Annotated in this window: 3 protein-coding genes; 2 read left to right on the forward strand and 1 reads right to left on the reverse strand. The window is 66.4% G+C overall.

Annotation, left to right across the window (positions count from 1 at the left end; translation table 11 throughout):
• The first annotated feature begins 343 nt into the window (after window positions 1–343).
• Complete coding sequence (locus ACT54X_RS24750; protein WP_476349187.1) at window positions 344–11890, forward strand: autotransporter-associated beta strand repeat-containing protein; 11547 nt, start codon at window positions 344–346, stop codon at window positions 11888–11890.
• On the opposite strand, the gene ACT54X_RS24755 is transcribed toward ACT54X_RS24750, so the two are convergent.
• Window positions 11829–12548, reverse strand: coding sequence for a hypothetical protein (locus tag ACT54X_RS24755; RefSeq protein WP_476349189.1), 720 nt, complete (start codon window positions 12546–12548; stop codon window positions 11829–11831). The genes ACT54X_RS24750 and ACT54X_RS24755 overlap by 62 nt on opposite strands.
• Between ACT54X_RS24755 and ACT54X_RS24760 the strand changes: the two genes are divergently transcribed.
• The gene (locus ACT54X_RS24760) at window positions 12520–22239 is read left to right on the forward strand and encodes a beta strand repeat-containing protein (RefSeq protein ID WP_476349191.1); all 9720 of its coding nucleotides are present in this window, start codon (window positions 12520–12522) and stop codon (window positions 22237–22239) included. The two genes, ACT54X_RS24755 and ACT54X_RS24760, sit on opposite strands and share 29 nt — an antisense overlap.
• Window positions 22240–22327: the final 88 nt, after the last annotated feature.

A 22327-nucleotide genomic window follows, 5' to 3' on the forward strand; every position in this document is an offset into this window, starting at 1 on the left:
GACCGGAAATCTGGATTCTACTTCCAGCATCACGGTCGATTCTGGCGCCGTATTCTCGTTCAATCACAACAACGACACTGAAAACTACGCCATGCCCATCAAAGGGCAGGGCGAAGTGAGAAACGAAGGAAATTCCAACATCACGCTGAGCGGGCAAAACCTCTATACCGGGCCGACAAATGTTCTGGCAGGAACTTTTACCGCCGGATCCAGCAATGGTGCCTTCGGTGTCAATTCCGCAGTCAATATCGCAGGCAGCGCGATACTCGCCCTGAATGGCTACAACGCGGCAGTCGGCTCGTTGACGGGCACAGGCAGCGTAACCGGACCGGGGACGTTCACCGTGGGCGGCGACGGCACATCCAAGGTGTTCGGTGGCGTCATCGGAGGCGCCACCGCAGTGGTCAAGACGGGTGCAGGGACACAAACCCTGTCGGGGAGCAACACCTATACCGGCGCCACCACCATCAGCGCCGGCACGCTGTTGGCGGCGAGTGCCAATGCCCTGGGGGGTACGGGCACGGGTACCACCGTACAGACCAACGGCAGCCTCGGCCTGTCGGGTGGCATCACGCTGGCAGCTGAGCCGCTCAATCTCAGTGGCACAGGCAACAGTGGCGCCGGGGCGCTCTACAACGCCAGCGGAAACAACACCGTCACCGGCGCGATCACACTCGGCGCGGCCAGCACCATCGCCAACAACACGGGGGGGAGTGCGCTGACACTGACCTCCGGCGCCACCATCGCCACCGGCTCGCCCACGGGCTACACGCTCACGCTCGACGGCACCGATGCCCTGACGCTCAACGGCGTGATCAGCGGGGCGGGTGGCCTCACCAAGACCGGCAGCGGCACCGCCACCCTGGGCGCCACCAACACCTTCACCGGCGCCGTGTCGGTCACCGCCGGCACGCTGCGCTACGGCGCGGCCAGCGGCGTCCCGTCGGGTGCGAGCATCACCGTCACCGGCGGCACGCTCGACCTGGGCGGGCAGTCGGTCGCGCGCTCGGCCAACACCGATGTGTCGGCCGGCACGCTCACGCTGGGCGGCAGCAGCGTCACGCTCAGCGGCGGCAACTTCTCGGTCAGTGCGCTCTCGTCGAGCGGGGGCACCATCACCGTCAACACCGGTGCCACGCTCACCCTCAGCGGCACGATCAGCAACAACCTGCTCAACATCACACTGGCCGGCGGCACGCTGCAACTGGCCAGCGGCGCCAACGTGAGCATGGGCACGCTGACGCAGACGGCCAGCAGCGCCATCGACTTCGGCGGCACCGGCGCCGCCACGCTGAGCGTGAGCACCATGACGCTGAGCGCGGGCACCTTGACTGCCTCGAATTGGGACGCGACCGGGCAGAGCGACCACTTCTACGTCAACAACATCTCGCCCACTTCGCCCAACAAGAACCGGACGAACGTCACGCCGCTGAACCAGGTGGTGCTCGGCACCAACGACAAGACGCAGACCTACTGGGCCAGCTCTACCGAATTACTGGCTGGTCCAGTGACTTCGGCGTTCACCTACTGGGATGGCGGCAACCAGACGGCCAACAACAACGCGGATGGCGGGGCGGGCACGTGGGACAGCACGACGCCCAATTGGACGACCTCGAATGGCTCGTTCAATGGGCCGTGGGCCGGCGGCACAGCGATCGCTGTATTTCAAGGCTCCGGGGGTGCGGTCAACGTCAGTGGTACCCAGAACATCGGTGGACTAACCTTCTCGGCACCCAATTACACGGTCAGCGGGGGCGTTGCCCTTAATTTGATGCAGGACAGCACGATCACTGCACCGTCTGGTGGAAGCGTCACCATTTCCACACCCATTCAAGGCTCGTTCAAACTGAAGACCGAGGGCGGCACCACCATCCTATCGAATGCCACATACACGGGTGCAACTACCGTCAACAGCGGCGTATTGCAGTACAACAGTGCCAGCTCGGAGCCGTCCATAACGACGTCGGCTATTTCCGTGGCACTGGGTTCGACCTTTGTTATCAACCCATTGAACACATTGAGCTATTCAGGCCCCATCACAGGCGCCGGTGGCTTTTCGCTGATCGGCACCGCAGCGCCCAACAGGACCGTGTTGCTTAACGCGACGAGCGGCTATACCGGACCAACGTTGATTTCAGGTGGAACACTACAGGCCAAGGCGGTTGATGCGCTGGGTAGCAATTCCGCAACCACGATCCAGTCGCCCGGCACGCTCTACCTTTTCAGTAACGTGGGAATCGGCTCACTTTCGGGCAGCGGCAATGTAGCTGCAGGTGGAGCTTTCACGCTGACAACCGGGGGCGACAACACCTCCACCGAATTTACGGGTGTAATCGACGGAGTCATTCTGTCTAAAGTAGGTATCGGGGTTCAAATTCTCTCCGGCGCAAATACCTATAACAGGGCCACCAGCATCACCGGCGGAACTCTGCAAGTAGGAAATGGTGGAACCAGTGGAGACATCTCAACCACCTCCGGCGTAACAGTCAGCACAGGCGCCAAGCTGTCCTTCAACCGCAGCAATGCCTATGCCTTCAGTCCCGCGATCAGCGGCGCAGGCGTCGTCAGCCAAGACGGCACCGGCACCACCACCCTCAGCGGCAGCAACAGCTTCACCGGCGACACGCTCCTGAACGCCGGCACGCTCGTCTACGGCAGCAACACCGGCATTCCCGCCGCCAGCAAGATCACGGGCCAGACCGGCACGCAGCTCAGCCTGGGTGGCATGACCGGCATCACCCGCTCGGCCGACACCTCCCTGGCTGGCGGCACGCTGGTCATGGCCGGCGGCACCATCGAGCTGACTGCGGGCTCGCACAGCTTCGGCAACATCACCGGCACCGGCACCATCAAGGTCACGGACGGCACGTTGACGCTGCCCAACGGCTTCACCAACACCGGCCTGACCATCACGCTCAACGGCGGCACGTTGGCCCTGGGCGCGGGCCAGAGCGTGACCATCGGCACGCTCAACAGCACGGCCGCGAACAGCACTCTCAGCTTCGACGTTGCGGCCGGCGGCACGCTGAGCGTGAGCACGTTGACGCTGTCGGCCAGCACCATGCTGAACGCGCTGAACTGGGCGCAGCCCAATGCCCACCTCAAGGCTGCCCTGGTCACCGGCTCGACGCAGACCAATGTGGCCAACGTGTCGCCGTTCAACCTGCTCAAGCTGGGCACGAACGCGGCAGCGCAGACGTACTGGGCGACGTCCACCGAACTGCTGGTGGCGCCGACCACGGCCAGCTACACCTACTGGGACGGCAGCAATACCGCGGGCAACGGCACGGTCGACGGCGGCAACGGCACGTGGGGCACGACCACCAACTGGACGACCATCGACGGCTCGCTCAACGGCAGTTGGCCCGGCTCAACCAACACGGCGGTCTTCTCTGGCACGCTGGGCACGGTCACCGTCAGCGGTACGCAGAGCATCGGTGGGTTGTGGTTCAAGACCACGGGCTATCAGATCACCGGCGGCATGGCGTTGAGCCTGACGCAGGCCAGCACGATCACAAATGACTCCGGCGTGACGTCGACCATCGCGACGCCGATCAGCGGTAGCTACGGCCTCACCCTCTCCGGGGGAACCACCATTCTCAGCGGCGCCAGCAGCAGCTTCACGGGGCCGATCACGATCAACAGCGGAAGCACTCTGGTCTCCAGCAGCAGTGGGTCCGCGCTCGGGACGGCCGCTGGCGCCATTACGGTGAACGACGGCGGAAGCCTTGGGCTATCTACCACTACCTCTTCGTTGCCTGGGAAGCCACTCACTCTGAACGGCACAGGTGCGAACTCGGCAGGCGCGCTTTACAACTATTCGGGCAACACTGGCTATACCGGGGCGATCACGCTTCACTCGCCCTCGACCATTGCCAACAATGTCGCCAACACCCAGCTCTATCTTTCTTCAACTGTCGCAAATTCCGGATACACGCTTACCGTCGACTCGACGAGCGGCACCCAACTCATGCTCGCCGGCGTCATAAGCGGTAGCGGCGGGGTAACCAAGACGGGCACCGGCAGCATTGATTCGATCGCAGCCCATTCATACACCGGGCCCACCAACATCAACGGTGGTACTTGGCAGGTCGGAGGTCCAACGTACGCCCTGGGCCAGAACTCTGCGGTCACCGTGGCCAGCAACGCCAGGCTCCACATGCCCAGTGGCTGGAGCGAAACGATTGGGTCGCTGGCAGGTGCGGGCAGCATCACCTCTGACTTAAGCGACAGCGTACTGACCACCGGTACCGACGGCACGTCCACCACCTTCAGCGGCGTGATCAGCGGACCAGTCAAGCTCACCAAGACCGGCGCGGGCACGCAGACGCTCTCCGGCGGCAACACCTACACGGGCGCCACCACCATCAGCGCCGGCACGCTGCAGATCGGCGGCAGCGGCTCGCTGGGCACCAGCGGCGGCAGCGGCAGCTATGCGGGGGCGATCACCAACAACGGCATCTTCCAGTACAGCAGCAGCGCCAATCAGACGCTGTCGGGTGGCATCTCCGGTACGGGGTCATTGCTCAAGGACACGGCCGCGTCGACGCTGACACTGAGCAATTCCAGCTCCTACGGCGGATCGACGACCGTCAAGGCAGGAACCTTGCAGTACGGTGTGGCGGGTGCTGTGCCCTCGACCAGCAGCGTCACGGTGGACCCGGGTGCCAAGCTCGACCTGAACGGCTTCAGCCTTTCGCGTACCGCTGACGCCACCGTCAACGGCACCCTTGCAATGGGCTCGGCAGGCGGCAATGCGCTGACCCTGACGAACAACACCACGCAGGTGGCCGCCGTGACCGGCAAGGGCACCATCATCGTCTCCACCGGCGCGACGCTGGTGCTCACCGGCACCTTCACCAACACGGATCTGAACATCCGCATGAACGGGGGCTCCCTGAAGGTCACTGCAGGCGCTGCGCCTTCGGTGGGAGAGCTGTCACTGACAGGCAACGCAGCCACTCTGGACATGGATGTGCTGGGCGCAGCCCAACTCACTGTTGCGTACCTGACGCTCAACGGCAACACGCTCACGGTAAGTAACTGGACCAGCGGCAGCGACCATCTGTATGTCTCCGGCTTCATCAGTTCGCCGCCTGCCCGCAACACACCCAACGTCTCGCCGCTCAATCTGGTCAAGCTGGGCAGCAACGCGGCCAGCCAGACTTACTGGAGCAATGCTGCTACCACCAACAATGAACTGCTCGCTGGACCCACCGGCGGCAGCTACACCTACTGGGACGGCACCAATGCCGCTGGCTTCGGCACCATCGACGGTGGCAACGGTACCTGGGACGTGTCCACCACGGCCAACTGGACGACTTCGGACGGCAGCTTCAACAGCACCTGGGCGGGCGGCACGGCCATCGCCAACTTCGGGGGCACGCTGGGCACGGTCACGGTCAGCGGCAGCCCGAGCATCGGCGGGCTGAACTTCACCACCTCGGGCTACCAGATCACGGGCGGCACTTCGCTGACGCTGGCGCAGTCCACCGGCAATCCGATCACCACGCCGAGCGGCGGCAACGCCACCATCGCCACGCCGATTAGCGGCTCCTACCCCATGAGCTTCTCGGGTGGGACTTCGACCTTGAGCGGATCGAGCACCGGCTACACCGGTGCAATCACCGTCAACGCGGGGGCGACGTTGATCACGGCCCACGCCAATGCTCTGGGGACGAACTCGGGTTCGGTGACGGTCAGTAGCGGCTCCAGCCTGGGTTTGTCGGGCGGCATCGCGACAGCGGCCAAACCTCTCACGCTCAGCGGCACCGGCGCAGGCTCGGCCGGAGCGCTGTACAACGCGGCGGGCAGCAACAACTACGCTGGGCCGATCACGCTGAACGCGGCCTCGACTATCACCAACAACGTGGCCAGCACCACGTTGACTGTGAGCGCGAACGTGACCAACGGCGGAAGCGACCTTACGCTGGATGGCAGCTCGGCGATCATCGTGTCGGGCGCGGTCACTGGCACGGGCGGACTCGCCAAGACTGGTTCGGGCATTGCCAAGCTGACGAGTACCAGCAATGGCTACGCAGGAGACACAAAGGTTAGTGGCGGCACGCTGCAGTACGGCAGCAACAGCGCCATCCCCGCAGCGAGCGCCGTTTCCGTCTCTGCCGGGGCTACGCTCGACCTGAATGCCACTGTTGTGGGTAGCCCGCGCACCGCAAATACCTTGATCGACGGGACATTGGCACTAGGTGCCAATGGAAGCATCTATTTGGGAGCGGGCACGCAGAACAGGATCGCCAACATCACAGGCAGCGGCACTATCAGCATTGGCTCGGGTGCGACCCTGACCTTGACTGGGAGCATCTCCAATCAGGGTGTCAACTTCGTTCCCAATGGCGGAACGCTGGTAATCGCGCCCGGCACCATCAGCAGCGTTGGCTACATCTCGCTGACATCGGCGAGCACCATCGATTTCGTGGGCGGCAATGGTCAATTGACGACCACGTCGCTGGGTCTGAATTCGAACGCGTTGAACGTCGCCAACTGGACCAGCGGGACTTCTCGCTTCTTCGCCACCGCCGTGGCGGGCCCACCGGCCAAGAACACGCCCAACATCGCGCCGCTGAACAAGATAACGATGGGTGCGAACGCCCCGAGCCAGACCTACTGGGCCACCAGCACCGAACTGCTGGCCGGTCCTGCAACTGGCAACTACACCTACTGGGACGGCCCCAACACCACGGCCAACAACAACCCCGACGGCGGCAACGGCACCTGGGACGCGTCCAGCACCACCAACTGGACGACCTCGGACGGCAGCTTCAACAGTACCTGGGCGGGCGGCACGGCCATTGCCAACTTCGGGGGCACGCTGGGCACGGTCACGGTCAGCGGCAGCCCGAGCATCGGCGGGCTGAACTTCACCACCAGCGGCTACAGGCTCAGCGGCGGCGGGCTGACGCTGGCCCAGCTGGGCGCCATCACCACGCCCACGAGCGGCACGGCCACCGTCGGCTCACCCCTGTCCGGCGGCTTCGGCATCAAGACCGACGGCGGCACGCTGGTGCTGACGGCCACGCCCACCTACACCGGCACCACCGCCGTCAACACCGGCACGCTGCAGGTCGGCGACGGCAGCACGGCGCCCAACCTCAATGCGTCCAGCGACATCGTGGTCAACACCGGTGCCAAGCTGGCGTTCAACGTCAACGCCAACGTGGCGGTCAACAACGTCATCAGTGGCGCAGGCGGGCTGCAGCACACCAGTGCGAACGGCTCGTCGCTCACGCTGAACAAGGCCAACCTCTACACCGGCGCCACCACCGTCTCCAGCGGTCAGATCACCGCGGGCATCGTCAACGCACTGGGCACCAACTCGGCCGTGACGGTGTCGGGCACGCTGGCATTGGGCAGCTACAGCCAGGCCATCGGTTCGCTGGCCGGCGGGGGCAGCCTCACCGCCACGGCGTCCGTCGTGCTCACCACCGGCGGCGACAACACCAGCACGACGTTCAGCGGCGCCATCGGCAATGCCATCGCGCTGGTCAAGAACGGCACCGGCACGCAGACCCTCTCAGGCGCCAACACCTACAGCGGCGGCACCACCATCAACGCCGGCACGCTGGCCGTGGGCGCGAACAACGCGCTGCCCGCAGCCGGGGGCGTCACCGTCAAGACCGGCGGCACGCTCAGCCTGGGCACCTATAGCCAGACGCTCTCGGGCGGCCTCACGGTCGAGTCGGGCGGCACGCTGGACCTGGGCACAGGCGGCAGCCTCACGCTCAGTGGCGGAGCGAGCAGCATCGACGCCATCACCGGCAGCGGCACCATCACCCTCAGCGGCGGCGCGTCTCTGTCGTTGCCCACCAGCTTCAGCAACAACGGTGTCAATATCACCCTGAGCACGGGCACCGTGATGTACGTGCGTGCCGGTGCGACCGTCACCATGGGCACGCTGACCATCGGCGCGCCCGCGCAGACAGGCGTCGTCGTGGTCGACCTCGCCAGCAGCGGCACGGCCGTGCTCACCGCCACCAAACTCACGGTCACCGCCGGCAACCTGGTGGTGAGCAGCTGGACGGCCGGCACGGACCACTTCTACGCGCTGGACATCACCGGAAGCCCGGCGCGCAACAGCGCCAACGTGGTGCCGCTGAGCAGCATCACGCTCAACCCGAACCCGGCCATCCGCACCTACTGGACGAGCGCGGCCAGCGGCAGCGAACTGCTGGCCGGCGGCACGCCGGGCGCCAGCTACACCTACTGGGACACGGTGCCCGGCAATGGACAGGTCGACGGCGGCAACGGCACCTGGGACACCAGCAGCGTGTTCTGGACCAACAGCGCCGCGGGCAGCGCCAATGCCACCTGGGCGGCGGGCAACATCGCACGCTTTGCCGGCACGGCCGGCACCGTCACGGTCATCGGCACGCAGTACATCACGGGCCTGAGCTTCGAGACCGACGGCTACCTGATCACGGGCGGCACGCAGCTGTCCATGAACGCGGACAGCACCTTCGGCGTGACCTCCAGCACCGCCAAGGCCACCATCGCCACGCCGATCGAGGGCCTGTACGGCATGAGCTTCTCGACCGGCACCATCATCATCACCGGCACCACCAAGGCCACCGGCACGGCCACCGTCATGAGCGGCGGAACGCTGCAGGTGGGCAACGGCGGCACCGAGGGCGACATCGGCACCGTGCAGAAGGTCACGCTCAACAGCGGCACGACGCTGCGCTTCAACCGCAGCGACACGTACACCTTCAGCAAGCAGATCGCGCAGGGCACGTCCGGCGCCAACACGGTGGCGCAGGACGGCAGCGGCACCACCGTGCTGAGCAACGCCACCAACGGCTACACCGGCCCGACGCTGGTCAACGCCGGCACGCTGCGCTACGGTGTGGACGCGGCCATCCCGGCCACCAGCGTCGTGACGGGCCAGAGTGGCGCCAGGCTGGACGTGGCCAACCAGAACGTCACGCGCAGCGCCACCACCACGCTGGCCGGCACCCTCAACCTGGGCGACGGCGTGGGCGGCTCGGGCAGCCTGACCCTGTCGGCCAGCAGCGGCACCCACAGCATCGCTGCCATCACCGGCAAGGGCACCATCATGGTCAACACGGGCGCCATCCTGTCGCTGCCGGCGAGCTTCAGCGCCCCCAACGTCACCATCGTGCTGGCGGGCGGGCAACTGAGCATCGGCGCCGGGGCCAGCGTCAGCATCGGCACGCTGCAGCAGAGCAGCAGCAGCACCGTGGACTTCGGCGGCAGCGGCAACGCCACGCTGACGGTGGGCACCCTTACCGTGAGCAGCGGCACCCTGAGTGCCAGCAACTGGACGTCGGGCAGCGACCACTTCTACGCCAGCGCCGTCACCGGCAGCCCCACGCCGGCACGCAACACCACCGGCGTGGCGCCGCTGAGCAGCATCAGCCTGGGTGGCAACCCAGTGAGCCAGACCTACTGGGCCAGCGGCACCGACGAACTGCTGGTGGGCGCGGCCGGCAGCTACACGTACTGGGACACCACCGCCGGCAATAGCCAGGTGGACGGCGGCGCCGGCACCTGGAACACCAGCAACACCAACTGGACCACCAGCACCGGCAGCTTCAACGGCGCCTGGGCGGGTGGGAGCAACACGGCCGTCTTTGCGGGCACGGCCGGCACTGTGACGGTGGACACCACTGGTGGCGTCCCCAGCATCGGTGGGCTGAACTTCAGCACCACCAACTACGTCGTCAGCGGTGGGGCCTTGAGCCTGGCGCAGTCGGCCACCGTCACCACGCCCAGTGGTGGCACCGCCACCGTCAACACCCCGATCAGCGGCACTGGCTACGGCCTGAGCGTCACTGGGGGCGGCACGCTCGTTCTGGGCGGGACCAACACCTACAGCGGCAGCACCGCCATCAACGCCGGCACGCTGGTGGTCAACGGCAGCACTGCCGCTGGCTCGGCCGTCAGCGTGGGCAACACGACCACCCTGGGTGGCAGCGGCACCGTGAGTGGACCGGTCAACGTCGTGGGCACCCTGAGCCCCGGCGCCAGCGCAGCGGCAGGCACGGCCGGCACCCTGAGCACCGGCGCACTGACCTTCACCAGCAACGCCACGCTGGCGATGGACCTGGGCGCCAGCGGCACCACCGGAGGCGGCGTCAACGACCTGGTGCAAGTCAACGGCGACCTCAACCTCAGCGGTGCCAGCCTGAGCATCAACAAGCTCAGCGGCTTCAACACCGCCGGCGGCTACGTGCTCATGACCTACACCGGCACGCTCACGGGCACCTTCAGCAGCAACAACCTGGCGGCCATCGGCTACCTGGGCCTGATCCAGTACGACACGGTCAACAAGCAGATCAAGCTGGTGTCCATCCCGCGGGTGCGCATCGCGCAGACCAGCAACGGCGGCATCGGCACCTTCGGTTTCGTCATGAGCGGGCTGGACACCACGAGCGTGCAGTTGACCACCGCCAGCACCGGCACGCCCGTGACCAGCGCGACCTACTCAGGCAGCATCGGCACGGCGGTGAGCATCGCGCAGACGCCGCCGTTGGGCTGGCCGGCCACGCCGGTGAGCATCAGCTGCGTGGACGCCAGCGGCGCGAGCAACGGCAACGGCACGGGCAGCCTGGGCACCGTCTCGGGCAGTACGGTGAGCCTGACGTCCGCGCAGATGCGTGCGGGCGCGGACATCACCTGTACGTTCACCAACGCCAACAACGGCATCAGTGGCGTGGTGTTCAATGACGGCGGCGCGCCGAGCGGCGGCAGCAACACGGGCACGCCCAACGACGGCATCCGCAACGGAGCAGAGCAGGGCATCAGCGGCGCCACGGTGAGCCTGACCAATTGCGCAGGCACCACCTACGCGAGCAGCACCACGGACGGCGGCGGGGCCTACAGCCTGGCCGTGCCCACGGCGCAGAACGGGCAGGGCGTGTGCGTGGTGCTGAGCATGCCCAGCAGCGGCAATACCGGCAGCAGCAACTACATCGCCACCGGCGCCAACGTGGGCGGCACGGTGCTGACCGATGGCAGCAGCACCAGCACGGGAGGCACCAGCTACAGCTACAGCCGAGCCAGCCGGCAGGTGAGCTTCACCGCGGCCACCAATGGCCAGGCGGCCATCAACTTCGGGGAAGTGCCGGCCAGCACTCTGACGCCCACCACCAGCAGCCGCAGCGCGGGGGCAGGGGTGAACGCCGTTCACGCGCACAGCTTCACCGCCGGCACCGGCGGCAGCCTGAACGTAACGATAGGCGCGGGCACCGCCACCCCCAGCACGGTGACTGGCTGGAGCGAGATCGCTTACCTGGACCCGGGTTGCACGGGCACGGTGCAGCAAAGCGCCACCCGCCTGTACCCCACGGGCACGGCGCAGGTGGTGACGCAAGGGCAGGTGCTGTGCTTCGTGGTGCAGGAGCGGGTGCCGGCGATTGCGGGCAGCGGCAACAGCAACGCCGTGCCGGTGACGGCCACGCTGACGCTGACGAACGCCACACCTGCCCTGAGCGCCACCTACACGGCCACGGACACCACCACGGCCAGTTCGACGGCGGTGGTGCTGAACAAGACCGTGCGCAACGTGACGCAGGGCGTGAGCAGCTTCACCACGGCCAACCAGGCCAAGCCGGGGGACGTACTGGAGTACCGCATCAGCTACGAGAACACGACGCCCTCGCCGGTGAACACGCTGGTGATCAACGACGCCACGCCCACGAGCACGACGTTCGTGAGCGCGGGGGTGGAGACGACCCCCACGCCGCTGGGCACGTGCCAGAAGAACACGCCAGCGAATGCGGCGCCCGCCGCAGGAGTGGACTGCGCTACGGCGCAGACAACAGGCGGCACGGGGGCGGTGAGCTGGAAGTTCAGCGGATCGTTGCCCGGCGGCACCTCGGGGGCGGTGATCTATCGGGTGCAGGTGGATTGATGCCCAGAGAGAGAAGCCAGGAAGACGAAATGAGTGAGCAAATGAACAAGGACATCGAAGCTGGTCTCCGCGAGGCGCTGCGCCGCGCCATCGGGCTTGTCGTGCTGATCCTTGCGATCTTCGGCACCAATGCGGCATGGGCGACGGGGCAGACCTGTAGCTCCAGTTCGGTGAGCTTCAGTCCGGCGTTGCCAGCCACGTTTGTGGGCAATACGGTGGGCACACCTGCCGGGACAGTGCTCTGGAGCGGCAACATGATCGTGGCCGCTTCAGGTTGCCAAAATGCCCCTACCTCGTCGCCATGGTTCATGGTGCCTTTCACTTCGACGGGCAGTTCCATCGTTACAACGACCGGTACCGCCACAGGGTTGCAGATCAAGACCAACGGCACGCCAAGCCTAACGTCCTCCGGGGGATCCTGCGGCTCCGCCGGATCGGCAGGCACCTGGGGCAGCTGGACGTATTTCCCGCCATGCACGAGCATGGGCACCAACTTCTCGGCGACCGTGTCATTCCCGGCGCAGATCGTCGTCTCGGACTCTTCTGCGGGGAGTTCGTCACTATCGTCCACAAGGCTGACGGCAGCCAGCTCGACGACATCAAGTACGACCGGTTGGGCAGCGATCTGGATGTCCGTCACCTTCAGTGATGTGGACATCACCTACGGCTCTGCGCCGACTGTTCAATTAACGGCGGCAGGCACCTACTGGGATGGGCCCGCCAGCGACACGACAGCGGTGGAAGGCGGATCCGGCAACTGGACGGCGTCCGGTACCAACTGGGCTACCAGTAGCGCAGGCACGACCAACGGGGTGTGGGCCGGAGGTCCGTCCATCGCCTATTTCCCGGTTGGTACGGGCACGGTTACGCTGGACTCCGGCTACACCGCCAGCATCGGCGGCCTCAACTTCAGCACCTCGGGCTACACCATCGCTGCAAACAGCGGCGGCGCATTGAGTCTTGCGCAGGACTCGACCATCACCACGCCGACGAGTGGCAATGCCAGCATCAGTGCTCCGTTGACCGGCGGCTTTGGCATTACCGCGGCGGGGGGCACCACCATCCTGACCGGCACCAACACCTATAGCGGAAGCACGACCATCAGCAACGGCAGCACGCTGCAGATCGGTGGCAGCGGTTCGCTGGGCAGCGGCAGTTACAGCGGCGCCATCAGCAACGGCGGGACCCTGCAACACAGCAGTAGCGCGGCGCAGACGCTGTCGGGTGTCATTAGCGGGGCAGGGGCATTGACGAAGAACACGGGCACCGCGGCCCTGACCCTCTCTGGCAATAACAGCTACACCGGCACCACCACGGTCAGCGCTGGCACGCTGGTGGCGGCCAGTGCCAACGCCCTTGGAGCGACGACCACCGGCACCACCGTGAGCAGCGGGGCCAGCCTGGCCTTGTCTGGCGGCATCACGCTGGCGGCAGAGCCACTCAACCTCAGCGGCACGGGCAATGGCGGAGCCGGTGCGCTCTACAACGCCAGCGGCAACAACACGGTCACCGGTGCGATCACCCTCGGCGCGGCAAGCACCATCGCCAACAACGCCGGCGGCAGTTCACTGACGCTGGGCTCGGGCGCCACTATCGACACCGGCTCCTCCACGGGCTACACGCTCACGCTTGCCGGCACTGATGCTGTGACACTCAACGGCGTCATCAGCGGCGCGGGCGGTGTCACCAAGACCGGCAGCGGCACGACGACTCTGGGGGCCACCAATACCTACGGCGGCGCCACTTCGGTCAGTGGTGGCACAGTGACCTATGGCGTGCCCAGCGGCGTGCCTCCTGCCAGTGCCTTGACGGTCGATGCCGGCGCCACGCTGAACACCGGTGGCTTCAGCGTGAGCCGCACGGCCAATACGACCGTGAATGGCACCCTGGCGTTGGGGTCGGGCGGCATCTTGGCCCTGAACGGTGGCGTGCACAGCATCGCCAACATCACCGGCAGCGGCACCATCGTTGTGTACAGCAACACCACCCTTACCCTGAGCGGCAGCTTTACCAACACCGGCGTCAACATCACGCTCGCTGGAGGAACGCTGTTTGTCGCGGGTGGTACCACCACCAAGATTGGCACGCTGGCCCTGGGCGGCTCAGACGGCACCGTGGACTTCAGCAATGCTGGCAACGCCAATCTGACCGTCACTACGCTGACACCCAACACCTTTGTGTTGACGGCCAGCAACTGGACAAGCGGGCAGGACCACTTCTATGCCAACAACATCTCTGGCCCGCCCGCGAAGGACACGCCCAACATCGCCCCGCTGAACCAGATCAAGCTTGGCAGCAATACTGTTGCCCAGACTTACTGGAGCAGTGCAACCGCCACCAGCAACGAACTGCTGGCGGCGCCCCCTGCCGGCAGCGTCACTTACTGGGACGGGCCGAACACCACGTCCAACAACAATCCCGATGGTGGCAACGGCACCTGGGATGCGTCCAGCACCAAGAATTGGACGACCTCGGACGGCAGCTTCAACAGCACCTGGGCGGGCGGCACGGCCATCGCCAACTTCGGGGGCACGCTGGGCACGGTCACCGTCAGCGGCAGCCCGAGCATCGGCGGGCTGAACTTCACCACCTCGGGCTACCAGATCACGGGCGGCACGTCGCTCGCCCTGGCGAAGGACAGCACCATCAGCGTGCTGAGCGGTGGCACGGCCACCATTGACTCCCCCATCAGTGGCAGCTACGGCCTCACCATCAGTGGCGGCACGCTGACGCTCAGCACCGTCTACAGCGCTAGCACCAGCTACACCGGCAACATTACGATAAGTTCAGGCACCCTGATCGCCGCCAGCTACTATGCCTTGGGCAACATCACCGGCACCACCACGGTGAGCGATGGTGCCAGTCTGGCCTTGTCAGCCACCACCAAAGCCGAACCGCTCACGTTGAACGGCAACGGCGTCAGCTCCGCGGGTGCGCTGTACAACGCTTCAGGCAGCAACACCGTTGCCGGTGCCATTACCCTGGGCTCCGCCTCCACCATCGCCAACAACGTCAGCGGCACCACGCTGACCGTCAGTGGCGCCGTGACAAACAGCGGATATGGCCTCACGCTGGACAACAGCGGCACCATGGCCCTGTCAGGCGTGATCAGCGGCACCGGCAGTCTCACCAAAACCGGCTCAGGCACCACCACCCTCAGCGGCAGCAACAGCTACACCGGTGCCACCATCGTCAACGCCGGCACGCTGCAGGCGGGCGTGGCCACCACGGCCTTCGGCAGCAATTCGGCGGTGACGGTCTATGGTAGCGGCACGCTCGACCTGTCCACCTATGACGAGACCATCGGGTCGCTATCGGGCAGTGGAAATGTCATCTCTAGCTCGAGCAGCGCGTTCCTGACCGTGGGTGGTAACAACGCCTCCACCACCTTCACAGGCACGATCACCGGCAACGCGCTGGCCTTGGCCAAGCAGGGCACAGGCACTCTTACCCTGTCGGGCACCAACAACTTCCGCGGCGTCATCAATATCAACGGTGGCACCTTGCAGTTCGGCGGTGCCAGCTCCATGGGCAGTATGAACGGTGGCTCGGGCATGACCAACAACGGCACATTGCAGTACAGCAGCAGTGCCGACCAACTCTGGATTGGCGCCATCATCGGCTCCGGTTCGGTGATCAAGGACACCGCCAGTTCGAGCCTTACGCTGACCAACGCCTCGAGCAGCTACACCGGTCCGACCACCATCAGCGCCGGCACCCTGTACATCAACGCCCCGCTGTCTGCGGTGACAGGCCAGGTCACCGTCAACGGCAGCGGTACCCTGGGCGGCAGCGGCACGGTGGGCGGGGCGACGACGGTGTACAGCGGCGGCACGCTGAGTCCCGGTGGTGGTGCTGTGGGCACCACGGCGGGCATCGGCACGCTCAGCTTCACCAATGGCCTGACATTGCAGTCTGGCTCGTTCACCAACATCGAGCTGGGGCAGGTAGGTACTGGCAGCTTGAACGATGTGGTCGCAGTGACCGGCAACCTCGCGCTTGGCGGCACGCTGACCGTCACAAAGTCCAATGGCGGCACGATCGGCCCCGGTACCTACCGGCTGTTCACTTACACCGGCGGGAGCTTGACGGGCAGCTTCGCGACAGTCGTGCCCCCTGCGGGATACACCGCCACCGTCGACACGAGCACGGCCGGCCAGGTGAACCTGGTGGTGGTGGCCATTCCCCGCAATTACTGGGATGGCAGCAACACGTCGCCCAACAGCAGCGTAGACGGCGGCAATGGCACCTGGGATGGGACGACGACCAACTGGACGACGGTGGACGGCTCTTTCAACGGAACGTGGCTGGGCGGCACGGCCATCGCCAACTTTGGGGGCACGCTGGGCACGGTCACCGTCAGCGGCAGCCCGAGCATCGGCGGGCTGAACTTCATCACCTCGGGCTACCAGATCACGGGCGGCACGTCGCTGACGCTGGCGCAGTCCACCGGCAACCCGATCACCACGCCGACGGGTGGCAACGCCACCATCGCCACGCCGATCAGCGGCTCGTACCCCTTGAGCTTCTCGGGTGGCACAGCGACCTTGAGCGGATCCAGCACCAGCTACACCGGTGCCATCACCGTCAACGCGGGCGCGACGCTGATCGCGGGCAATGCCAACGCTCTGGGCACGACCTCGGCCTCGGTCACGGTCAGCAGCGGGGCAGGGCTGGGTCTGTCGGGTGGCATCACAACGGCGGCTACGCCCCTGACGCTGAGCGGTACGGGCGTGGGCACTGTGGGGGCGCTGTACAACGTCTCGGGCAACAACTACTACAGCGGCAACATCACGCTCGGATCTGCCGCCACGATTGCCAACAACTCGACGAGCACCACGTTGCGCGTCGACGGTGCGGTGAACACGGCAGGGTACGTCCTCACGCTGGACAACAGCGGCACGCTCATCCTGGGGGGCAGCATCGGCGGGACCGGCAGTGTCACCAAGACCGGCACTGGAACCCTCTCACTGAACAGCCCGAGCAGTTACGCGGGCAGCTTCTGGGTCAAGTCGGGCGCCGTGCAGCAAGGGTCTGTCAACGGACTGTCTCCAACTGCTTCGGTCAAGGTCGATTCAGGTGCCACGCTTTACGTCAACTCCGGCAGCGTCACCTACATGACACGCTCGGCCGACACCACGGTCGATGGCACTCTGGCCATGGGCGCTGGTGGCAACCTGTACTTGAATGGGGGCACAGCCAGCATTGCGGCCATCAGCGGCAGCGGCACGATCTATGTAAATAGCAACGCCACGCTTGTCTTGAGGAGCGGCATCACCAACACCGGCGTGAACATCACGCTGGCGGGGGGAATCTTGAAGATTCCCGCTGGTGCGACCAGCAGCATTGGCACGCTCAGCCAGACGGCCGCCAGCACGGTCGACTTCAGCGACAGCGGTGATGCCAATCTGACGATCGCGAAGTTGACCAACAACTACCCGTTGACGGTGAGTAACTGGACCAGTGGCAGCGATCACTTCTACGCCTCTGATGTGAGTGGCAGCCCCGCAAAGAACTCCCCTGGCGTCAATCCTCTGTACTGGGTCGCGCTGGGAAGTAATGTTGGCAGCCAGACCTATTGGGCCACGAGCACCGAGCTGCTGGCAGCCCCAGCAGCGGGCAACTACACCTACTGGGACGGCCCCAACACCACGGGCAACAATAACCCCGACGGCGGCAACGGCACCTGGGACGCATCGAGCACCACCAACTGGACGACCTCGGATGGCAGCTTCAACAGCACCTGGGCGGGCGGCACGTCCATTGCTAACTTCGGGGGCACGCTGGGCACGGTCACGGTCAGCGGCAGCCCGAGCATCGGCGGGCTGAACTTCACCACCTCGGGCTACCAGATCACCGGCGGCACGCAGCTGACGCTGGCGCAGGCCAGCACGGTCACGACGCCGGCCGGGGGCAGCGCCACCATCGCTACGCCGATCGTGGGCTCGTATGCCCTGAGCTTCGCGGGCGGCACGACCACCCTCAGCGGCACCAACTCGTACACCGGAACCACCACCGTCAACTCGGGCACCTTGCGCTACGGCGTCGCCGGGGGCATCCCGTCGTCCAGCGTCATCACCGTGGATCCGAGCGGCACGCTCGACATCAATGGCCTGAGCTTTGCGCGCGCGGCCGACGCCACCATCAATGGCACCCTGGCGATGGGCACCGCGGGCGGAAATGCGCTGACGCTGAACGCCAACACCACCACCAAGGTGGCCGCCATCACCGGCAAGGGCACCATCATCGTGTCGACCAACGCCACGCTGGTGCTGACGGGCACCTTCAATAACCCGGACCTCACGATCCGGCTGAACGGCGGCACCCTCAAGATCGCCACCGGCGCCCAGCCTACGGTGGGCGAACTGCTGGTGACCTCCGCCACCGGCACGCTGGACATGGACAGCACCGGCGCGGCGCAGGTCACCTTCAACACCGTCACGCTCAGCACCAACGCGCTGGTCGTCAACAACTGGACCAGCGGCAGCGACCATGTGTACGTCACCGCCTTCACCAGCGCCACGCCTGCGCGCAACCAGTTCAACATCGCCCCGCTGAACCAGATCACCCTGGGCAGCAACGGCGCCAACCGCACGTTCTGGAGCAGCGCGGGTACAGGCGGCAGCGAACTGCTGGTGGGCGCCACGGCCAGCGCCCTGTACACCTACTGGGACACGGTCCCCGGCAACAACCAGGTCGACGGCGGCAGTGGCACCTGGGACACCGGCAGCGTCTTCTGGACCAACGTTGGCGGCAGCCCCAACGCCCCCTGGTACGCGGGCAACATCGCACGCTTCGCTGGCACGGCCGGCACCGTCACCGTCAGCGGCACGCAGTACATCACCGGCCTGAGCTTCGAAGTCGACGGCTACACCATCACGGGCGGCACGCAGCTGTCCCTGAACTCCGCCAGCGCCTTCAGCACCACGGGCAGCAGCATGAAGGCCGTCATCGCCACACCGCTGGAAGGTCTGTACAACACGACCTTCTCGACCGGCACCATCGTCATCGCCGGCACCGCCAAGTCCACCTTCACCGGCACAGCCACCGTCATGACCGGCGGCACCCTGCAGATCGGCAACGGCGGCACCGACGGCGACCTCAACACCGTCAACCAGATCAAGCTGGACACGGGCACCAAGCTGAGCTTCAAGCGCAGCGACACCTACACCTTCAGCCGGCCGATCGCCCAGGGCACCGCCGGCACCAGCACCGTGTCGCAGGACGGCAGCGGCATCACCGTGCTGAGCAACGCCACCAACGGCTACACCGGCCCCACGCTGGTCAACGCCGGCACGCTGCGCTACGGCGCGGACACGGCCATCCCGGCCACCAGCCAGATCACCGTGGCCAGCACCGGCGGCGCCACGCTGGACGTGGCCAACCGCAGCGTCACGCGCAGCGCCAACACCACCATCAACGGCACGCTCAACCTGGGCGACGGTCTCGGCGGCTCCGGCAGCATGACCCTGAGCGCCGGCAGCCACAGCATCGCCAACCTCACCGGCAAGGGCACCATCACCGTCAACGGCAGCGCCACACTCACCCTGGCCTCGGGCGTGAACGCCCCCAACGTCACCATCGTGCTGGCCGGCGGCACGCTCAGCGTCGGCGTCGGCAGCACCGGCGTGAGCATCGGCACCCTGCAGCAAAGCAGCAGCAGCACCGTGGACTTCGCCAGCGGCGGCAACGCCACCCTCACGGTGGGCACGCTGACCATCACCAGCGGCCAACTCGCGGCCAACAACTGGACATCGGGCAGCGACCACTTCTACGCCACGTCCGTCACCGGCACCCCCACCCCGGCCCGCAACACCACCGGCATCGCGCCGCTCAACCAGATCAGCCTGGGCGGCAACCCCGTGAGCCAGACCTACTGGGCCAGCGGCACCAATGAACTGCTGGTGGGCGCCGCCGGCAGCTACACGTACTGGGACACCACCAGCGGCAACAGCCAGGTCGACGGCGGCGCCGGCACCTGGAACACCAGCAACAGCAACTGGAGCACCAGCACCGGCAGCTTCAACGGCCCCTGGGCGGGCGGCAGCAACACCGCCAGCTTCGGCGGCACTGCGGGTGCCGTCACCGTGGACACCACTTCGGGCGTGCCCAGCATCGGCGGCCTGAGCTTCACCGTCAGCGGCTACACCCTTAGCGGCGGCAGCCTCGCCCTGGCGCAGTCGGCCACGGTCACCACCCCCAGCAGCGGCACCACCACCATCAACACGCCCATCAGCGGGACCGGCTACGGCCTGAGCCTGACCGGCGGCGGCACGCTGGTGCTGGGTGGCACCAACACCTACACGGGCAACACCAGCATCAACGCCGGCACGCTGGTGGTCAACGGCAGCACCGCTGCCGGCTCGACCGTGAACGTCAACGCCAGCACCACCCTGGGCGGCAGCGGCACCGCCTCCGGCAGCGTCAACGTGGCCGGCACCCTCAGCCCCGGCGCCAGCGCCACCGTGGGCACTGCCGGCACCCTGAGCACCGGCACGCTCACCTTCACCGGCGGCAGCAGCGCCACGCTGGCGATGGACCTGGGCACCAGCGGCACCACCGGTGGCGGCGTCAACGACCTGGTGCAGGTCAACGGCGACCTCAACCTCAGCGGTGCCAGCCTGAGCATCAACAAGCTCAGCGGCTTCAACACCGCCGGCAGCTACGTGCTCATGACCTACACCGGCACGCGCACCGGCACCTTCGGCAGCAACAACCTCGCAGCCATCGGCTACCTGGGCCTGATCCAGTACGACGACGCCAACAAGCAGGTCAAGCTGGTCTCCATCCCGCGGGTGCGCATCGCGCAGACCAGCAACGGCGGCATCGGCACCTTCGGCTTCGTCATGAGCGGGCTGGACACCGCCAGTGTGCAACTGACCACCGAGACCGCCGGCACGGCGGTGACCAGCGCCGTCTACTCGGGCAGCATCGGCACGGCGGTGAGCATCGCGCAGACGCCGCCGCTGGGCTGGCCGTCCACCCCGGCGAGCATCAGCTGCGTGGACGCCAGCGGCACGAGCAACGGCAACGGCACGGGCAGCCTGGGTACGGTGACGGGCTCGACCGTCAGCCTGAGCAGCACCCAGATGCGTGCAGGGGCAGACATCACCTGTACCTTCACCAACGCCAACAACGGCATCAGCGGGGTGGTGTTCAACGACGGCGGCGCACCGAGCGGCGGCAGCAACACGGGCACCCCGAACGACGGCATCCGCAACGGCAGTGAGCAGGGCATCAGCGGCGCGACGGTGAGCCTGACCAACTGCGCGGGCACCACCTATGCGAGCGCCACCACGGATGGCGGCGGCGCCTACAGCCTGGCCGTGCCCACGGCGCAGAACGGGCAGGGGGTGTGCGTGGTGCTGAGCAAGCCCAGCAGCGGCAATACCGGCAGCAGCAACTACATCGCGACAGGCGCGAACGTGGGTGGCACGGTGCTGGCCGATGGCAGCAGCACCAGCGCCGGGGGCACGGCCTACACCTACAGCCGGGCCAACCGCCGGGTGAGCTTCACGGCAGCCACCAACGGCCAGGCGGCGATCAACTTCGGGGAAGTGCCGGCCAGCGTGCTCACGCCCACCACCAGCAGCCGCAGCGCAGCAGCAGGCGTGAACGCGGTGCATGCCCACAGCTTCACCGCCGGCACCGGCGGCAACCTGAGCCTGACCTTGGGCGCAGGCACCGCCAACCCCAGCACCGTGACGGGCTGGAGCGAGATCGCCTACCTGGATCCGGGCTGCACGGGCACGGTGCAGCAAGGCGCCACGCGGCTGTACCCCACGGGCACGGCGCAGGTGGTGACCCAAGGGCAGGTGCTGTGCTTCGTGGTGCAGGAGCGGGTGCCGGCCATTGCGGCCAACGGCAACAGCAATGCGGTGCCGGTGACGGCCACGCTGACGCTGACCAACGCCTCACCCGCGCTGAGTGCCACCTACACCGCCACGGACACCACCACGGCCAGTTCGACGGCGGTGGTGCTGAACAAGACGGTGCGCAACGTGACGCAGGGGGTGAGCAGCTTTGCCACGGCCAACCAGGCCAAGCCGGGGGACGTGCTGGAGTACCGCATCAGCTACGAGAACACGACGCCCTCGCCGGTGAACACGCTGGTGATCAACGACGCGACGCCTACGAGCACGACGTTCGTGAGCGCGGGGGTGGAGACGACGCCCACGCAGTTGGGTACGTGCCAGAAGAACACGCCGGCGAATGCGGCGCCTGCGGCAGGGGTGGAATGCGCGACGGCGCAGACGGCCGGAGGAACGGGTGCGGTGAGCTGGAAGTTCAGCGGTTCGCTGCCGGGCGGCACCTCGGGGGCGGTGATCTATCGGGTGCAGGTGGATTGATGGCGCCCTGACGCCTTTCGACGTTGCTTCGGCTGGACCTCCCTCCGGCCGCGGCGGTGCGTGGATCCTTGTCTTCCTGTTCCCCCGG

Source organism: Pseudacidovorax sp. DMC4, assembly GCF_056314265.1.